Annotated in this window: 12 protein-coding genes and 2 pseudogenes; 13 read left to right on the forward strand and 1 reads right to left on the reverse strand. The window is 49.0% G+C overall.

Annotation, left to right across the window (positions count from 1 at the left end; genetic code table 11):
• The coding region (locus tag Q0277_RS05140; RefSeq protein WP_297996194.1) for a LysR family transcriptional regulator at nucleotides 1–246 on the reverse strand (246 nt) is incomplete at its 3' end.
• A gap of 156 nt (nucleotides 247–402) precedes the next feature.
• On the opposite strand from Q0277_RS05140, the gene sdhA reads away from it, so the two are divergent.
• The 13 genes and pseudogenes from sdhA to Q0277_RS05215 all read left to right on the forward strand — a co-directional run.
• The gene (gene sdhA / locus Q0277_RS05145; protein ID WP_297996196.1) at nucleotides 403–2,283 is read left to right on the forward strand and encodes an 8-methylmenaquinol:fumarate reductase flavoprotein subunit; all 1,881 of its coding nucleotides are present in this window, start codon (nucleotides 403–405) and stop codon (nucleotides 2,281–2,283) included.
• Entirely contained in the window at nucleotides 2,280–3,254 is a 975-nt protein-coding gene (gene sdhB, locus Q0277_RS05150) for an 8-methylmenaquinol:fumarate reductase iron-sulfur subunit (protein ID WP_297996197.1), read from the forward strand. Before sdhA ends, sdhB begins: the two co-directional genes overlap by 4 nt.
• A gap of 10 nt (nucleotides 3,255–3,264) precedes the next feature.
• Nucleotides 3,265–4,122, forward strand: a complete 858-nt coding sequence (gene sdhE / locus Q0277_RS05155; protein ID WP_297996198.1) for an 8-methylmenaquinol:fumarate reductase membrane anchor subunit — start codon at nucleotides 3,265–3,267, stop codon at nucleotides 4,120–4,122.
• Between the two features lie 389 nt (nucleotides 4,123–4,511).
• Nucleotides 4,512–5,657 (forward strand): hydrogenase small subunit, encoded by a 1,146-nt coding sequence (locus Q0277_RS05160; RefSeq protein WP_297996199.1) that lies wholly within the window; start codon nucleotides 4,512–4,514, stop codon nucleotides 5,655–5,657.
• Nucleotides 5,658–5,659: 2 nt separating this feature from the next.
• A complete protein-coding gene (locus Q0277_RS05165) occupies nucleotides 5,660–7,381 on the forward strand; it encodes a nickel-dependent hydrogenase large subunit (RefSeq protein WP_297996200.1) in 1,722 nt (573 codons plus the stop codon).
• A gap of 3 nt (nucleotides 7,382–7,384) precedes the next feature.
• Nucleotides 7,385–8,059, forward strand: coding sequence for a Ni/Fe-hydrogenase, b-type cytochrome subunit (gene cybH, locus Q0277_RS05170; protein ID WP_297996201.1), 675 nt, complete (start codon nucleotides 7,385–7,387; stop codon nucleotides 8,057–8,059).
• Nucleotides 8,056–8,151 (forward strand): annotated as a pseudogene (locus tag Q0277_RS05175) (hydrogenase expression/formation protein); the annotation flags it as partial. The gene cybH and the pseudogene Q0277_RS05175, both read left to right, overlap by 4 nt.
• A gap of 27 nt (nucleotides 8,152–8,178) precedes the next feature.
• On the forward strand, nucleotides 8,179–8,919 hold the full coding sequence (locus Q0277_RS05180; RefSeq protein ID WP_297996209.1) for a hydrogenase maturation protease: 741 nt from the start codon (nucleotides 8,179–8,181) through the stop codon (nucleotides 8,917–8,919).
• Nucleotides 8,903–10,540: a hypothetical protein gene (locus Q0277_RS05185; protein WP_297996203.1), complete on the forward strand. Its 1,638-nt coding sequence runs from the start codon at nucleotides 8,903–8,905 to the stop codon at nucleotides 10,538–10,540. The genes Q0277_RS05180 and Q0277_RS05185 overlap by 17 nt, the downstream gene beginning before the upstream one ends.
• A 32-nt stretch (nucleotides 10,541–10,572) precedes the next feature.
• On the forward strand, nucleotides 10,573–10,815 hold the full coding sequence (locus tag Q0277_RS05190; RefSeq protein WP_297996205.1) for a hypothetical protein: 243 nt from the start codon (nucleotides 10,573–10,575) through the stop codon (nucleotides 10,813–10,815).
• Nucleotides 10,816–10,825: 10 nt separating this feature from the next.
• A pseudogene (locus Q0277_RS11175) lies at nucleotides 10,826–13,981 on the forward strand (Sua5/YciO/YrdC/YwlC family protein); the annotation flags it as partial.
• A 1,875-nt stretch (nucleotides 13,982–15,856) separates the two neighbouring features.
• Nucleotides 15,857–16,288, forward strand: coding sequence for a nickel-responsive transcriptional regulator NikR (gene nikR / locus Q0277_RS05210; protein ID WP_297996206.1), 432 nt, complete (start codon nucleotides 15,857–15,859; stop codon nucleotides 16,286–16,288).
• Nucleotides 16,289–17,044: 756 nt separating this feature from the next.
• Nucleotides 17,045–17,378: UvrD-helicase domain-containing protein (locus Q0277_RS05215; RefSeq protein ID WP_297996207.1), on the forward strand; the 334-nt coding region annotated here is incomplete at its 3' end.

Here is a 17,378-nt window from a genome sequence, read left to right on the forward strand (position 1 = left end):
GCCGCTTATTTCAGAGATATCGTTTTTTAGGTCGTTTATGGCGTCAAAAATGACTTTGGCTTTACTAGCATAAATTTTTCCCGCGTGCGTAAGCGAAATGGGATTACTCGTGCGGTTAAAAAGCTGCGCTCCAAGCTCACGTTCCAGTGATAAAATGCTCTGTGATAGCGACGGCTGCGGGATTTTAAGTGCCTCGGCAGCCTTAGTAAAGCTACGGAATTCTGCTACTTTTAATACTAGCTCCATGCGATGCAAATTCATTTAGCCTCTCCAATTGATAATCTAATTCTTATGAAATGATACACTAAATAATATTTGACTTATGTTAAAAATGAAACTAAAATTACGCTTTTAGTTTAGAACTTTAAACTTAAGCTAAGAATTTCTCAAATGGAGAGGAAAATGAGTGAATCAAATTTCAACAGACGCGATTTCTTAAAATCGGCCTGTATCAGCGTCGGCGCGCTTAGCCTTAGCGGCTGCGTGGATACCGACAAAAGTAAAAACGGAGGCGGCGGCAACGAAGGCGGCCTTCCTAGTGTGGATGTACTCGTTATCGGCTCGGGAGGCGCGGGTCTGCGTGCAGCCGTAGCGGTAAGAAAGAGTAATCCAAATCTCAGCGTAGTCGTGGCTACAAAGATGATGCCTTCGCGCAACGCGACCTGTATGGCAGAAGGCGGTATCAACGGAGTTACGAGTTTCAGTGGTGGCGATTCATACAAGCTTCACGCCTACGATACCGTAAAGGGCGGTGCATATCTCGTAGATCAGGACGCCGCGATTAAATTTTGCGAGCTTGCAGGCCCTACGATTGCCGAGATGGATTATATCGGCACGCTGTTTTCCAGAAACGCCAGCGGCGGCGTGGACGGCAAAGAAAGCGGCGTCCCGGGCGGTGTAGCACAGCGCTTTATGGGCGGTGCGTCTAAAAAACGATGCAACTACTCCGCCGATAAGACGGGTCATATCTTGATGCATGCCTGTTTTGACGATGCGGTTAGCAACGGCGTAAAATTTTTAATCGATCACGAGTTGCTTGAGATCAGCGCGCCTGACGGTAAATGCGAGGGCGTCGTGCTTAGAAATATCCAAACCGGCGATTTTTATCCGGTGCTTTGCAAAGCCTTGGTAATCGCAACGGGCGGATATACGAGGATGTTTTACAATCGCACCTCGGTGCCTTATATCGCTACCGGCGACGGTATCGCGGCTGCACTGCGCGCGGGTCTTGGATTCAGCGATCCAGAGATGGTACAGTTTCATCCCACAGGCATCAAAAGCGGCGGCGCGCTCATTACCGAAGCTGCGCGCGGTGAGGGCGGATATCTGCTCAATAACAAAGGCGAGCGCTTTATGAAAAACTACCACGAAAAGATGGAGCTTGCGCCGCGCGATGTCGTAGCTCGCGCGATCGAAACCGAGATCCGCGAGGGTAGGGGATACGGCGAGGGGCTAGGCGCATACGTGCTGCTTGACGTAAGACATCTTGGAAAAGATAAAATTTTAAAAGCCCTTCCTAAGATCAGACACACCGCCATTTTGTTTGAGGGTATTGATCTAATCGAGGAGCCGATTCCGATTCGTCCGACCGCACACTACTCGATGGGCGGCATTGAAGTCACAAAATTTGACGATATGAGCACTAAAATTTCGGGGCTTTATACCGCGGGCGAGGCGTCTTGTATCTCGATTCACGGCGCAAACCGCTTGGGCGGAAATTCTTTAACCGACGCCGTCGTAACGGGTAAGCTCGCAGGGCTCGGCGCAGCGGATTATGCCGCGAAGCAGGAAGGCTTCGGCTCAGGCAAAAGAGCGAGTGAGCTGGCGCAAAAATGGCAGGCTAAATTTAAGCAGATCGCAAACGGCTCGGGCAAGGCAAACGAGATGTATGAGTTGCGCGAAGAGCTAGGCGCGCAGCTTTGGGACAATATGGGTATCTTTAGAACCGGCGAGAAGCTCGATCTGCTTTCGCAAAATTTAGAGGGTATCAAAGCGCGCTACGACGAGCTGCATGTTGCGGATACAAATCCGGTTATGAATACCGCATTTACCGACTACGTCGAGCTTGGAAATTTGATCCTGCTTGCGCGTTGTGCGTGTTTGGCTGCGCAAAAGAGGCTGGAAAGCCGCGGCGCGCATACCAGAGAGGATTATCCGAAGCGCGACGATAAAAATTTCTTAAAGCACAGTATTGTGACGATGAACGATGCAGGCGAGCTAAGCTTGGGCTACAAAGAGGTCGTCGTTACGGAATTCTCTCTTGACGGAAGGAAACCTCAATGAAATTTATCATAGACCGCTTCGACGGAAGCAAAAATTATAAGCAAGCCTATGAGCTTAGTTTGGAGCAGATCAAAGGAAAGACCCTGCTTGGAGTCTTGCAATTTATTAAGCAAAATTTAGACATCACTTTAAATTTTACCGCAGCGTGCCGTATGGCGATATGCGGAGCCTGTGCCGTGAGGGTAAACGGGCACTCATATCTCGCCTGCGATACCAAGATGGAGGCTCTGCTTGCGGAGTATGAAAACCCCGATAGCTTTACGATCTCGCCGCTAAATAATTTCCGAGTGATTTCGGATCTAGTGGTGGATTGGGAGCCAAGTATCGAGAATTTAAGAAAAATCAAACCTACGATCACGCCTAAGAAAGAATTTAGCGCAGAGAAAGGCTGTAAGCAAAGCCCTGAGCAGATGGAACGCGTAAAAAAGCAGTGGGATTGCATACTTTGCGGCTGCAGCGCTAGCGAATGCAATAAGCTTGGAGCCGATGCGAGCGATTATATGCAGCCCTTTGTTTTTACTCATGCAAACCGCGCAGTATTTGATTCAAGAAGCAAGGACGCTATGCCTCATCTAAAGCCTGCGGTGCTAAACGGATTATGGCTATGCGTACACTGCCAAGAGTGCGCCGATCGTTGCCCTAAAGGCATAAGCGCTCAAAGCGACATCACCGCACTTCGCGCCTTAGCGATGAAAAAAGGACTTACCGCAGGAAGCGGTCCAGCTCATGCAGAGGCGTTCCTGCTAGACATCGTAGAGGGAAGCGGAAGATTAAACGAGATCAAGCTCGCTTTAAGAAGCGAAGGAGTATTTGCAAATATGGGCAAGATGGATGTAGCGGCAAATTTAATGGCTGCGGGCAAGATGAATCCTTTGCACGTATTCGGAGGCGAGGAGATCGAGGGTCATGCAGGGCTCGTTAAGATGATAGAGGCCGCACGCAAAGCTCAAGCTAGCGGCGAGATAGAATAAGGAGGAGAGGATGAATAACGAATTTGCATTTTTCCCGGGTTGCGTTTTAAGTCAAGCCGCAAAGGAATCTAAAATTTCACTTGAAGCGATCGCTCCGGTGTTGGGTATTAAACTTCACGAGATAAAAGGCTGGAGCTGCTGTGGGGCTAGTCAAGCTCAATGCGTCGATCCTATGGCAAGCTTAGTAGCTAATGCCAGAAACATCGCGCTAGCCGAGGGTATGAATATGCCTCTGCTAACTACCTGCTCCACCTGTATGCTAACTCTAACTAAAGCAAAGCTAGCTTTGGATAAGGGAGCCAAAAGCTATATCAATACCTTTTTAAAAGAGGGCGGTATGCAGTATCAGGGAAGTACCGAGATAACAAGTCTGCTTTGGGTGCTATATCAAAGCTTAGACACGTTAAAAGCTAAAGTCGTAAGACCACTAACAAACTTAAAAGTAGCTCTATTTTACGGCTGCCATTCATTAAGACCGGAGCGTGAGCTTAAAAAGGAAAGCTCAACCAATCCGAAAAGCTTTGAAGCGGTAGTTAGCGCACTTGGTGCTCAGATAGTGCCTTTTGAAAAACGCCTTGATTGCTGCGGCTTTCACGCTAGCTATCCTGCGGTAAAATCGGTATCTAAAATGTCAAGCGAGATCGTAAATGACGCTGCCGAGCACGGAGCCGACGTTGTAGTTACCCCTTGTCCGCTATGCCAGATGCAGTTAGATATCTATCAGGAGCGATACCAAGAAGCGACGAATTCTAAAGCAAGAAAGCCGATCATCCACCTATCTCAGCTGGTAGGCCTTGCACTTGGGCTAAACAATGAGCAGCTTGGGCTAAATATCAATATCCAAGATGCAACGAGATTGGTAAGCTGATCCTTGGAAATTTTCTAAAATTTAACGGATGATTTTACAAAAATACTTCGCTGCGGCGCACACATAGTGCGCCTGCTAGTATCGCACAAAATCATCCAACCTACGCCTGCTTTATCTTGAACTGCTTTTCGCTACTATAAAATTCTTGGATGAAATTTCACTGCTTCGTAAATTTTAATGCTTCATAAAATTTAATGCTTTCTCTGTCGTAATTTAACGTTTCGTCCGCCGCGCTAAATTTTTAATCCGCCTTTTATTTTTAAATTTAAAACCCATTAGACAATGAATAAATATAAAATTTTAATTAAATATAACGAAATTTAAGGTGCATAAATTCTAAATTTTGATAGAATGCCATTTAAAAATATCCTAAATTTCAGGAGGACATTATGGTTGATTTAGCTCAAATTTCGGCTAGACTTGATGCCGTTGAGCGTTTACCGCGAATAAAAGCGGATGAGAGCATACAAGAAAGGCTTAAGAGCAAGGGTTTTTCGCGCCGCGATTTTATAAAATGGAGCGGAGCGATGACCGCGATGCTAGGGCTTCCGGCCGCATTTGCGCCGAGCGTGGCGCGAGCTGCGGAGCTTGCTGATCGCCTGCCGGTGATCTGGCTTCATATGGCGGAGTGCACGGGCTGTAGCGAGAGCTTGCTACGCACCGATACGCCTACGATCGACAGTCTCATATTCGATTACATCAGCCTAGAATACCACGAGACGATAATGGCTGCCGCAGGCTGGCAAGCCGAGGAAAATTTAGAGGGCGCGATCGAAAAATACAAGGGGCGCTATATCTTGATGGTAGAGGGTGGAATTCCAAGCGGCGAGAATGAATTTTTCCTAACCGTGGGTCCTGAGGGCAAGAGCGGAGCTCAGCACTGCAAGCACGCTGCCGAAGGAGCTGCGGCAATATTTGCGATCGGCACCTGTTCGAGCTTCGGCGGCATCCAAGCCGCGGCCCCGAATCCGACCGGCGCCGTAGGTTTGGACAAAATCATAAACAAACCCGTCATCAACATCCCGGGCTGTCCGCCTAGCGAAAAAAATATCGTCGGCAATGTGCTAAATTTTATCCTTTTCGGCACACTTCCAAGCCTGGACGTTTATAACAGGCCTAAATGGGCTTACGGGCTGCGAATACATGATCTGTGCGAGCGCCGCGGACATTTCGACGCGGGCGAGTTTGTAGAAAGCTTCGGCGATGCGGGCGCGAAGGACGGATACTGCCTTTATAAAGTAGGCTGCAAGGGTCCTTACACGTTTAACAACTGCTCGCGCGAGCGTTTTAACTCCCATACTAGCTGGCCGGTACAAGCGGGTCACGGCTGTATAGGCTGCTCGGAGCCTGATTTTTGGGATCATATGGGACCTTTTGAGGAGCCTTTGGCGGATCGCCTTTACGAAAGCGTTTTCGGCGGGCTCGGCGCTGATGCTACCGCAGATAAGATAGGTGTCGGAATTTTAACGATCACGGGTGTTGCGGTAGCGGCACACGCGGCGATTGCGTCATTTAAGAAAGATAAAGGGGAATAATCATGTCGCAAAGAATCGTAATAGATCCGATAACCAGAATAGAAGGACATTTAAGAATAGAGGTCGTAGTGGATGATGAAAACGTCGTCCGCGAGGCTTATAGTAGCTCCACTTTATGGCGCGGGCTTGAGACCATAGTAAAAAACAGAGATCCGCGCGACGCGGGATTTTTTATGCAAAGAATTTGCGGCGTCTGCACCTTCTCGCACTACAAAGCGGGTATCGTCGCGGTAGAAAACGCCCTTGGTATCACTCCGCCACTAAATGCCTTACTAACGCGCACGCTGATGGCTAACGCGCTATTTTTGCACGATCATCCGGTGCATTTTTATCAACTCCACGGACTTGATTTCGTAGACGTCGTAAGCGCTCTTAGCGCCGATCCTAAAAAAGCGAGCGAGGAGGCATTTAAATACTGCGATACCCCTTATGCGTGCGGTGCGGATAAACTAAAAGAGGTGCAAGATCGCGTGGGCGCTTTTGTTAAGAAAGGCGCTTTAGGGCCTTTTGCCAACGCCTACTTCGGACACCCTACATATAAGCTTAGCCCGGAGCAAAATTTAATCGCTCTTTCGCACTATCTTGAGTGTTTGCGCATTCAGCGTACGGCGGCTCAGATGATGGCGATATTTGGTGCGAAGCAGCCTCATCCGCAAAGCCTCACCGTAGGCGGCGTCACCTGCGTGATGGATATCCTAAGCCCTGCGAGACTGGGCGAATATATGTCTAAATTTAAAGAGGTCGCGGACTTCGTAAATCGCGCCTACTATCCTGATCTCGTAATGGCTGCGAAGGCTTACGGCAACGAGCCTAGCGTGCTAAACGATATCGGCGTGGCAAATTTATGGACTCATCAAGAATTTCAGCTTTCAAAGAACGAATGGCTATTTGAAAGCGGCATGATCCTTGACGGCGATATTAGCAAGGTTTTGGAGCTTGATGAGAACAAGATTACCGAGGAGGCAACGCATGCGTGGTATAAAAACGATGCGCCGCTCCATCCTTACGATGGCGAGCAAGAGCCGAATTATACGGGTCTTCAGGACGGACAGAGCATCGACGCGCACGGCAAAGAAGCGCATACGAAGGTGCTCGATACTCAGGGCAAATACACCTGGATCAAGGCTCCGCGCTATGACGGCAAACCGCTTCAGGTAGGACCGCTTGCAAATATCGTGGTAAATTACGCTAAGAAAAACGAGCGCGTAGTAAAGGTCGTGGATCAATTCCTAAAAGACGCCGGCTTGCCGCTTGAAGCGGTATTTTCGACGCTTGGACGAACGGCGTGTCGTATGATCGAAGCTAAAGTCGTTGCCGACAACGGACTGATCGCACTAGAAAATTTGATCGCAAACATCAAAAGCGGCGATACGCAGACCTGCGCAAAATATGTAATCGATAACTCCAAAGAGTACAAAGGTCGCTATATCGGTCACGTGCCGCGCGGCGCACTTAGCCACTGGTGCAGGATCGAAAAGGGCGTCATCAAAAACTGGCAGGCGGTCGTACCTTCTACTTGGAACGCCACACCGAAGGATAAAGACGGCGCTATGGGTGCTTACGAATCCTGCTTGATCGGACTTAAACTTGCCGATCTTTCCAAGCCACTAGAGATCATCCGCCGCATCCACTCTTTCGATCCTTGCATCGCTTGCGCCGTGCACGTAATGGACGCCAAAGGAGTGGAGCTTGGCTGCTATAGGGTAGATCCCAGCAAAGGATAAATCATGAAAAAAAGATTTGCGGAATACGAGTTCTCAATCGGTCTTAGGCTCACGCACTGGCTGCGTGCGCTTTGCATTACGATTTTGGTGATCACCGGATATTACATCGCCTTTGTTTTCACCGCGCCCGAGGTGAGTTCCGAGCCGGTGCTTTTCATGCAGGCTAAATTTAGATTCGTGCATCTGATCTTTGGCTTTGCGATGATCGGCGCGGCGATCTTTAAAACTTATCTTTTCTTCTTCGATAAAAAGAGCAGAAAAGAGCTTTTGAGTATCAAGGATTTTTTTAGCCCGCGCGTCTGGATCGCTCAGATCAAATACTATATCTTTTTGGGCGAGCACCCGCATCTTCGCGGCGTTTATAACCCATTGCAGTTCATCTCTTATCTGGGCTTTTATCTAGTGCTGTTCGTAATCTGCCTAACCGGAATGATCCTATACGTTCACGTCTATCACGAGGGGTTAGGCGGCGCGCTATACGGGCTCTTGCGCCCGCTGGAAGCGGCGATGGGCGGTCTAAGCGAAGTGCGAATGATACATCATCTTTGCATGAATATCATCATAATCTTCGTGCCGATCCACGTCTATATGGCGGTCTTTAACGCCGTCAAGGGCAGGGATGGCGCGATGGATGCGATTGTAAGCGGTTATAAATTTAAAAAGGAAGAGCACGCTTGAGAGTGCTGGTACTGGGTATCGGCAACGTCATCTACGCGGACGAGGGCATAGGCGTGCACTTCGTCCGCGCGCTCGCGCAGAACTATAAATTTTATCCTAAAGCTAGCGCGCGAAATTCTATGGCGGGCGAGGATTTCGCGGCGCAGAATTTTACTCAAAATTCCATAAAGCACGACTCCGAGCAAAATTCTGCGAATGAAAATTCTATCTCCGAGCAAAATTTCGCGGCAGTGAATTCTCTCCGAAATTCTACGGCGGTAAATTTAGATCGAAATTCCGCCGCACAAATTTCCACGGCGCAAAATTCCGCTTCAAATTCTACTTCGCAAAATTCCCTTATAAATTCCGCAGCACAAAGCTCTATTAATGCAGACTTTGTCGCCGAAAATCCCGCCGCGCCGAGCCGGAGCGCGGATCAGATCCGCTTTATCGACGGCGGAACGCTGGCTAGCTTTTTGATGCCTACGATGGCGGAATTTGATGAAATTTTGCTCGTAGATTGCATAGACGCGGAGGGCGCAAAGGGCGGCGAGGTGTATTTTTTCGACTACGACGCGATGCCTAAGCAAATCAGCTGGAGCGGTTCGGCACACGAGGTCGAAATGCTTCAAACTCTGCAGATGATGGATCTTTGCGGCGATCTGCCTCACGTTAAAATTCTAGCGGTCGTGCCGCAGCGCATCAAGGAAGCGACCTTTAAGCTAAGCTCCGTGATTTTAGAGTCCTCAAAAACCATGGAAAAAACGGCGCTTAAGTACTTATCGGATCTTGGTTTCGCGCATGAAAAAATCGCCGATCTTAGCGCCCAAGATATCGCGGATCGATTTGCAAAAAGGGGGCGAGATGATAGTAGCATATGAGTTTAAATACCTTAATGAAAACGCGCTGATAGCGCACTTTTTGCTGTTTTATGCCCGCAAAAGCACGCTGGAGTTTTGCCTGAAAAAAGAGGCGAGCTTAATAAGCCTTTTCGTGCGCGGCGGCGAGGATGAAATTTTAAAATTTAGCGACGAGGCGATGCCTCTGATTCCAAACTCTATATTTTTGGCAAAATCCTCCGTGCGCGTGGTGGACGAGGACGGTGTCGAAGCAAAAACGCTGAAATTTAACAGCACGTTTGAAGATACCTCCTCGGGCGATTTAAGCAAATTTTTAGAGGATGAAATTTCAAACGCAGCCAGTCAGGCTAAATTTAATAACTTTACCCCGCGAGTGATGAAAGAATACCTCGCTCACGCCGAGCCGTCTCAAAACGAATTCGAAATAATAAGCGGCGCTAGCGTGCTTTATGACGGAAAATTTGAAGCGGTAAGCAGGGAGAATTTTGCCCGCTTACTAGAGTTTTGCCGCATAAACTTATTTCATGCTCAGCAGGTGCAGATTAAGCGCGGCGGCGCAACTTTCACGCTCAAAGCGGACGTGGATTTTAGCGCCGATTTTTTGATAGCCGCGGGAGTGGGCGCGCTGGATGGGATTTTTGTGAGCGATGAAAAGAGCAAAATCGCGCTCGCAGCCTTCGAAAAGCCGCTCATAAGCCTAAAAACCAATGCAATCTTTAGAAAAAATCACGAGGATGCGCCTAGATTTTTTGACGTAAAGCTTGCGGGCGACATATTTGTGTTTGCGCTGGGGCGCGCTTTGGCAAGCGACGGGATCTATTTTTTAAGCGCAAAATGCGAAAATGCGGCGCAAAAAGATAAAATTTTTAAAGTCGCGCCGCTGCAAAACGGCTTTTTGATCGTGCAAAACGAGGATTTTTTAAGCGACAGCGCAAGCTCTTATCTGAAAAACTCAAACGACAAAAACTCCGCTCTTTTTGCGCTTACGTGCCGCGAAAAGGGGCTTTTAAATGACCAAAAAAAACGGGTTTTGCGCTGCTTTTTGGGCGCGGGCGCGGATGATGAGATCGCAATTTATGGCGAAAGCTCCAAAAAAATTCTGCTTAAATTTAATCTGCCGCGCAGTTTTGGCGAGCTTAAGGCGCAAATTTGCGCCGACGAAACGGGCGCTAAGCTGCTTGAAAATTATAGCGCCAAATTTAACGTAAACGCCGCAAAAATCGATGAAATTTTAAAAAGCACAAACGCCGGATTTCACGGTATCTTTAGCGTGGCTGCGCAGCTCATTTGGGGGCGCGATGCGGCGTTTTTGATCGCGGCTGCGGAGGATTTTGCGGGCGGCAAAGGGGTACGGCTTGATTTTTGCACGGACGAGCGCGGCTGCGTGCAAGCGAATAAAATTTTGCGTTCGGCGATGAGCTATGCGCTCGCAGGAGCCAATGAAAAGCTGTTTGCGTTCGGATTTTTCGATAGTTTGGGCTATTTTTTAAGCGATCTGGCGGATGAGCGCAAAGAGGATTTTGACGTTTTGATCCTCGGCGGCGCGATGTTTGGCGGGCGCAAATTTGCGGATTTAATGCTTAAGCTTTGCAAAAATTTTGACGCGAGCTTTAGCGACAGCTACGCGCTTCAAGCTCGCTAGATCGGGTGTATATGCGAATTTTCGGCAAAGCTTTGAAGCCTTATTCGCAAAACGGCGAGTTGCGCGGGCATTGCGGTGCCGATAGCTGCGCCATACGGGCTAAGCTTAGCGCAAACGAGACCTTGCGAAATTTCAAAAAAGCGGCAAAGGGCGCGAGCGTGAAGGAACAAATTTTATTAAATTTAGAGCATATTTTGAGGCGCCCGGTACGTTTTATCCGCCCGCTGCGAGCGCAACTTGCTTGCAAAACGGCTCCGGCGTCGCGCAATTTATGACGGTACGCGCATGAAAGTGGCTAAATTTGAGGTTTTCGGAGCGGTGCAGGGGGTCGGGTTTCGCCCGTTCGTCTACAAGCTCGCCGTGGATTTGGGGCTGAAAGGCGAGGTTTATAACGACGGCGAGGGCGTTAAAATCATCGTTTGCGCAGACCTTTCCGAGCCGCAAAAAGGCTTGATTGATAAAAATTCCGCCCTTTTAAATTTAGATGAGCTAAATTTGAGCGAAACCGTAAGTTTGTCACGAAATTTTGCAAGTTCAAATTTAAACGAGAGTTTCTTTTCGACACAGAGCACACCGAGCTTGCCAAATGATTCGGTCGGCTTGCCGCGCGATTTGGCGAATGGTTTAGCTGGTGTGTCTGATTTGACGGATGATTTGCAAGCCGCAGCGAGCGAGAAATTTTTACCAAACTTATTCGAGACCGATCTAAACGAGCAGGGCTCCATTTTGCCAGCTTCGTCGGATCAAAATTTCATCGTGCAAAATTCGTCGCAGCAGCGCGGTATGTCGCAGAATGAATCGTTGCAAGACTTGCAAAATACTAAGCGCGACTTGCAAAGCGCGAAGGGGGATTTACAGGGCTTTAAACGCAATCCGCAAAACGTCGAGCAAGATCTGCGCGAAGAAGAAATTTTAAAAATTTTCGAACAACGCCTTCGCAGCGAGACGCCGCCGCTTTGTCGTATCGATAAAATTATACGCACCGATCTAAATACGCAAGATTTTACGCAGAATTTTACTGATTTTAAGATCACGCAATCCAAGGAGGGGCGTAAATTTAATCCGATTTTGCCCGATTTCGCGATCTGCGATCAGTGCAAAAAAGAGTTTTATGACCCGCAAAATCCGCGCTTTCACTACCCATTTATCAACTGCACGGATTGCGGTCCGCGCCTTAGTATCATCGCAGCGCTGCCGTACGACCGCGCAAACACCACGATGAGGGCGTTTGAGATGTGCGAGTTCTGCCGCGGCGAATACACGGACCCGCTTACGCGCCGCTATCACGCCGAGCCGATCTCCTGCCCGCACTGCGGTCCGCAGCTGTTTTTATGTGGCGCGGGCGGCGAAATTTTATCAAGCAGCGAGGAGGCAATAGCGCGCACGGCGGAGCTTTTGCGGCGTGGACAGATCGGCGCGATCAAGGGGATGGGCGGCTTTCATATCGTTTGCGATGCGACAAACGAGCGCGCGGTACGCATGCTACGAACGCTAAAAAAACGCCCGAGCAAGCCCTTTGCGATCATGTGTCGCGACGCAGCGCAGGCAGGGCGCGCGGCAAGCTTAAGCGCAAAGGAAAAGTCGCTGATAGATTGCAATGTCAAGCCGATCGTGATTTTAAAAAAGCGCGAGTTTTCTTGGCGCACGCTGACGGACTTAGCAGCGGATTTCGGCACGCAAAATTTAAAGACGCGAGGCGAAAATTCTATATCGCCGAGATTTGCAGGCGAGCAAGAAGAAGCGGCGCAAGAGCAGGACTCTGAGCTACAAAATTTACGCAATTTTGCGGCGCAAAAATTTAGTACGCAAAGCGCTGAAGATTATGTGGAGCAGGGCGGATTGCAGAATGCGCAAATTTTCAGTAAAACGGCGCACCGTAATTTCGCCTGCGACATGCTAACGGCAGACGATTTGCAGAGCGCGACAAACGAGCTAGAGCGCGCATACGATGGGTCTGATTTGCAACGCGTGGCTAAAAATTTGAGCTCGCCGCAAGCAGAAGGCGAGGCGGAGCTGCGATATACGACTAATAATTTAAATTTGCAGTCCGCAGTTGATAGCAGAGACTCACGATGCGTGGCGAATGGGCCTGATTCTAGGTTTGCGACGGACGAGTCTATTTCGCAAAATTCGGCGAATATTCAGGGCTTGCGACATGCTGCAAATAAGGCAGACTTACAGCGCTCGGCGAGCGAGCCGAGTCCGCAACAGACGATAAATTCGCAAGACTCATGCTCTGCGCAGGCGGGCTCGACGGACGCGCGCGATGCCCATTCCGATAGCGAGGTCGATTTCGTGCGTTTGCCCGCAAGCTTTTCGACGATTTTTAGAGCAGGCGCGATTTTTATCGCTCCAAGCGTGGCGCCGGACCTTAATAAAATCGGCATTTTCCTAGCCAACACCGGCGTGCATCTGCTGCTTTTTGAATACTTTGATCGCCCGATCGTCGCCACAAGCGCCAACATTAGCGGCGAGCCCATTATTTTTAGCAGCGAGGAGTTGCGCGCGAAGCTGGACAGCGTCATCTCGTTTTACCTGGATAACGACCGCGAAATTTTAACGCCGAGCGACGATAGCATCGCCTTTTTACCGCAGTTTGAAGCGCGGGCTTCGGCGCCTTCTTCAAAAATGGCTCGCAGTTTAAGCAAAATTTCCGCGCCACTTCCGACCTGCACCGAGATGAAAAACTCCGCGCAAAATTCTATTCTAGCGCAAAATTCTGTCATAAATTCCGCGGACGCACAAACCCTTACCGAGCCGCAAAATTTTAAGAAAAATTCCGCGTGCGGGCGGAATTTCGAGAGCTCGCAAAGAGTTTTTGATACAGATACAAGTTGCGACGCCGTAAATTTTACTTCCAAAAACAACTCCAACGCCATAAATTCAGCGCCTCAAAAAAACCAGAACGATGCAAATTCTGTCGCCGAAGCGAAACCTGTTTGCGAAACGAAATCCGCCTGCGCCGCAGATCTCGCAAATTTAGCAAACGAAGTAAATTTAACAAGCTCCGCAAATTTCGCAAATGCCGCAAAACCGGCAAGTACCAGTACCGCGAATTTGGCGAGCTACACAAATCTTTCCGCCGAAGCGGACGCTTTAGATCGCGCTCTGTTTTTGCGAACATCTCGCGGAATGAATCCAAAAATTTTCCCTAGCAAATTCCGGCTAAAAGGCACTTTCCTGGCGCTCGGAGCGGAGCTTAAAAATCAGTTTTCGATCTACAAAGACGGGCAAATTTTCATCTCGCCCTACATCGGCGATCTTAAAAATGTTGCCACGAATGAGCGATTTTTCGCGCTTTTGGATATGTTTGTGCGCGCCTATGAGCTGAAGTTCGACGCCGTCATCGCGGACCTGCACCCGCAGTTTTCGCACACGCGATTTTTCGAACAGCGCGGATACCCCATGATCCGCTACCAGCACCATTTCGCGCATCTGGTGTCGAATCTAGCGCAAAACGATCTTCTTTTTAGTGGCAAAAAATACCTCGGCTTCTGCTTCGACGGCACCGGCTACGGCACGGACGGCACGATCTGGGGCGGCGAGGTTATGATCTTTGATCCGCACGGCTACCGTCGCGTGGCGAAATTCGACGAAATCGCCCTGCTAGGCGGCGAGAATGCGATCAAAAACATCTACAAACTTGCGCTCGCGCTCGTGTTTAAATTTAATGCGAAGGACGCCGCGCGCGAGTTTTTGGCAAAATTTAATGCAAGCGAAGTCACAAATTTAGAAAAAATCGCACCGCGTGCCGTCCGCTCAAGCTCGCTAGGGCGGCTGTTCGACGCGTTTGCGGCGGTGATCTGCGGCCTGCGAACCGTAAGCTTCGACGGCGAAGCTGGCATGCGACTTGAGAACCTCTATATCCAGGGCTGCGAGCAGAGCTATAAATTCGCGCTAAAAAAGGCGGACGCGGCAAGCGAAGCGGGGATTTTTGACGAGATAAAAAGCTCTATCGACTCTGCGGTGCGCATGCCCGAGAAATTTGGCGCGGCAAAAAATCCTATCCGCAGTGCAGAACGCGAAGATAAAAGCGGCGTCTGCAGAGGAAATTCTATCGATGCCGCGGTGCGAATAGCGGAAAATTTTAGCGGCTCGATAAATCGCGATAGCCGCGCGACGAATTCTAATAGCGGTGAAAGATTTGCAGCCACGAACGCCGCGAACGTTTGCGGCTCGGCTAGCGACGCGGAAAATTCCGCGGCAAATTCCACAATCGGCGATCCCGAGCAAAATTTTGCCTATGCGCCGAATTCGACAAACGCTCGTAGTTTAAATTCCGCGGGCGAGATAAATTATGATTTATCAATAAACACAGCGAATTCTACGGCGAATTCCATATCAAATGCCGAAGCGAATTCTGCACTAAATTTCACGACAAATTCCACGGGCGGCGGAGTACCGTGGGGCCTTGAGGGCGAATGTTATGCGATCGATTACGAAGATGCGTTTTTACAGGCTTTGCGCGATGAGCCGCGCTTGGCCGCGACGAAATTTATAAACGCCATCGCAAATTTCATCACCGATTTCGCCGAGGGCTTAGGTCTCGAGGTCGCGCTAAGCGGCGGGGTCTTTCAAAACGCGACGCTTCTAAATCTTACGTGCGAAAAGCTGCGCGCGCGGGGCATCAAATTTCATCTAAACCGCGAGATTCCGTGCAACGACAGCGGCATCGCATACGGGCAGCTCGCGGCGTATCTAAGCGAAATTTCGCGCTAAGCTCGTCCACAAAAAAACGCAATTATAGCCGTTAAGCTCGCTCTTTGTAAAATTTATTAGTCTCATCTCACCGCTAAATTTATGAACTCTGCACCCTGCTTGCGCTTTGCGCAAATTCTAACGCTACGGCGATAAAATCACGCAGCTAGCTTTTCTAAAATCGCAAAATTAGCGAACAAATTTACGCCTTGCCGTCTTCATATGTCGTAGCCGAAACGTTAAAATTTTAAAATTTAACGGCGCGCCCACGCTATCGCTATAGCATCACGCGCACCACTATGGTAATCGATGCAAAATTCTACCGCGGCGCGTAGCTAGATACTGCGCAAATCCCAAGCCAAGACGCTATTTAGCGCCCGCCTCTTAAATTTGGGCGTAAAATCGCGATGCGGTAGAATTTAAAACAACTTAGCGCCATAAAATTTCATCGCGCTAGCACTAAAATACAACGCGAAATCGCGAGCAAAATTTCAAAATACGCACGATGCTTTGGAGCTTTAAATTTTAAAAAATAGGTCGAATTAGCGCCCAAAATTCTTACTATTTGAGCGTAATTTCGGTAAAATTACATTCAAAATACGCGAAATAGGGGGAGCTATGAAAAAAGAGGAAAAAGAGGGCGCCGTAAGATTTAGCATTTCGCTGCCGACGAAGCTTTTTGAGGATCTCGATGAGATGGTGCGCGCTAAGCAATACCTAAGCCGCAGCGAGTTTATCCGCGATCTCATACGCGAAAAGATGGTCGAGGGCGTGCTTCACGGAGATGGCGAGGATGATTGCGTGGGCGTGCTTTGCATCGCTTACGATCATCACCAAAGCGATCTGATCGAGCAGCTCGTAGAGATCGAGCACCACGCAAACGTCACCATCATCAGTACCAGCCACTTCCACATCGACGAGCGCCACTGCTTCGAGGAGATCACGATGCGGGATAAAATTTCAAAGATCGAGCGGCTCGGCGCCAAAATCGGCGCGCTAAAAGGGGTGAAATTTTCCAAGCTCGTAAAGGCGGTTATCACCGAAGCGTAGGGCTTTTGCATGTTTTTGAAAACAGCGCGTCGCGTTAAATTTGCGCGCTTCTATTCGTGCGCTTCTAAATTTAAACGCAGGCTGCGCGACTTTTTTTGCGAGTTGTGCAGCGCGATTCTCGATCGAGTGGAGAATTCGGGTGGCGCGGCTGCGCAAGGCGTGCAAATAAAATTTGTTTAAATTTTACGCGGCAAACGAAAGCGCAAATTTTATAAATTTTAATCAAAAGCGCTCTTGCCGCGGGTTGAAATTTACGCACTGGCGCAAGATCGGCGCAGCTCGCGACTAAATTTTATAGGCGCCGCTTTCGTGTCGCATTTGCAAAGCCGAGCTAGCGTAAAATCTATATTAAAATGGTCGCTGCATTGATATTCGGCACGCCTGCGATCACGCGCGAGATTTAGAGCGCCGGATAAAATCAGCTCGCAAGCCCTGAATTTCGCTCCCCTATCTACAGCGATCTTTAAGTTTGTTTGAACCCTTGCGAGCTGCGAGGTCTAAATTTAGAGAGCGCGGCTCTGCAATTTGCAGGTAGGCGATTCAATTTAAAGCAGTGCTTTACTCGCGAGCTTTAAAAATTTTACGTCGAGCCTTCGCAAACAACGCATGAAATTTAGATAAAACCGAAGCGCATAAATTTCAAGCCCGTTAAATTTCATAAAATTTCGCATCTTAATATAAAATTTATCAAATTTACGCCATTTAAAGCAAAAACGTGGTATTTTACGCGCAAAATTTATTATCCAAGGAGAAAAAATGTGTAAAGATTGCGGCTGTTCCATCGGCCACACTCACGAAGCGGGCACCCATTCGCACGCAGATATGACACACGAGCATGTCCATACCCACGCGGACGGCACCGTCCACTCCCACGCCCATATGCATGAGGCGGGGGTCGATCACGAGCACGACGCGCACGATAACATCCACGCAAATGCTGCTATCAGCGATGCCAAGACGATCGAGGTGATGAGTAAAATTTTAAGCGCCAACGACGCATTATGTGATGAAATTTCGCGCCGTTACGCCTACATCACGGTCGATGAGTATCAGGACACCAACGACATTCAATTCAAACTGCTGCAAAAGC

The sequence above is a fragment of the uncultured Campylobacter sp. genome, assembly GCF_938030815.1.
In the GTDB taxonomy this organism is placed as follows: Bacteria; Campylobacterota; Campylobacteria; order Campylobacterales; family Campylobacteraceae; genus Campylobacter_B.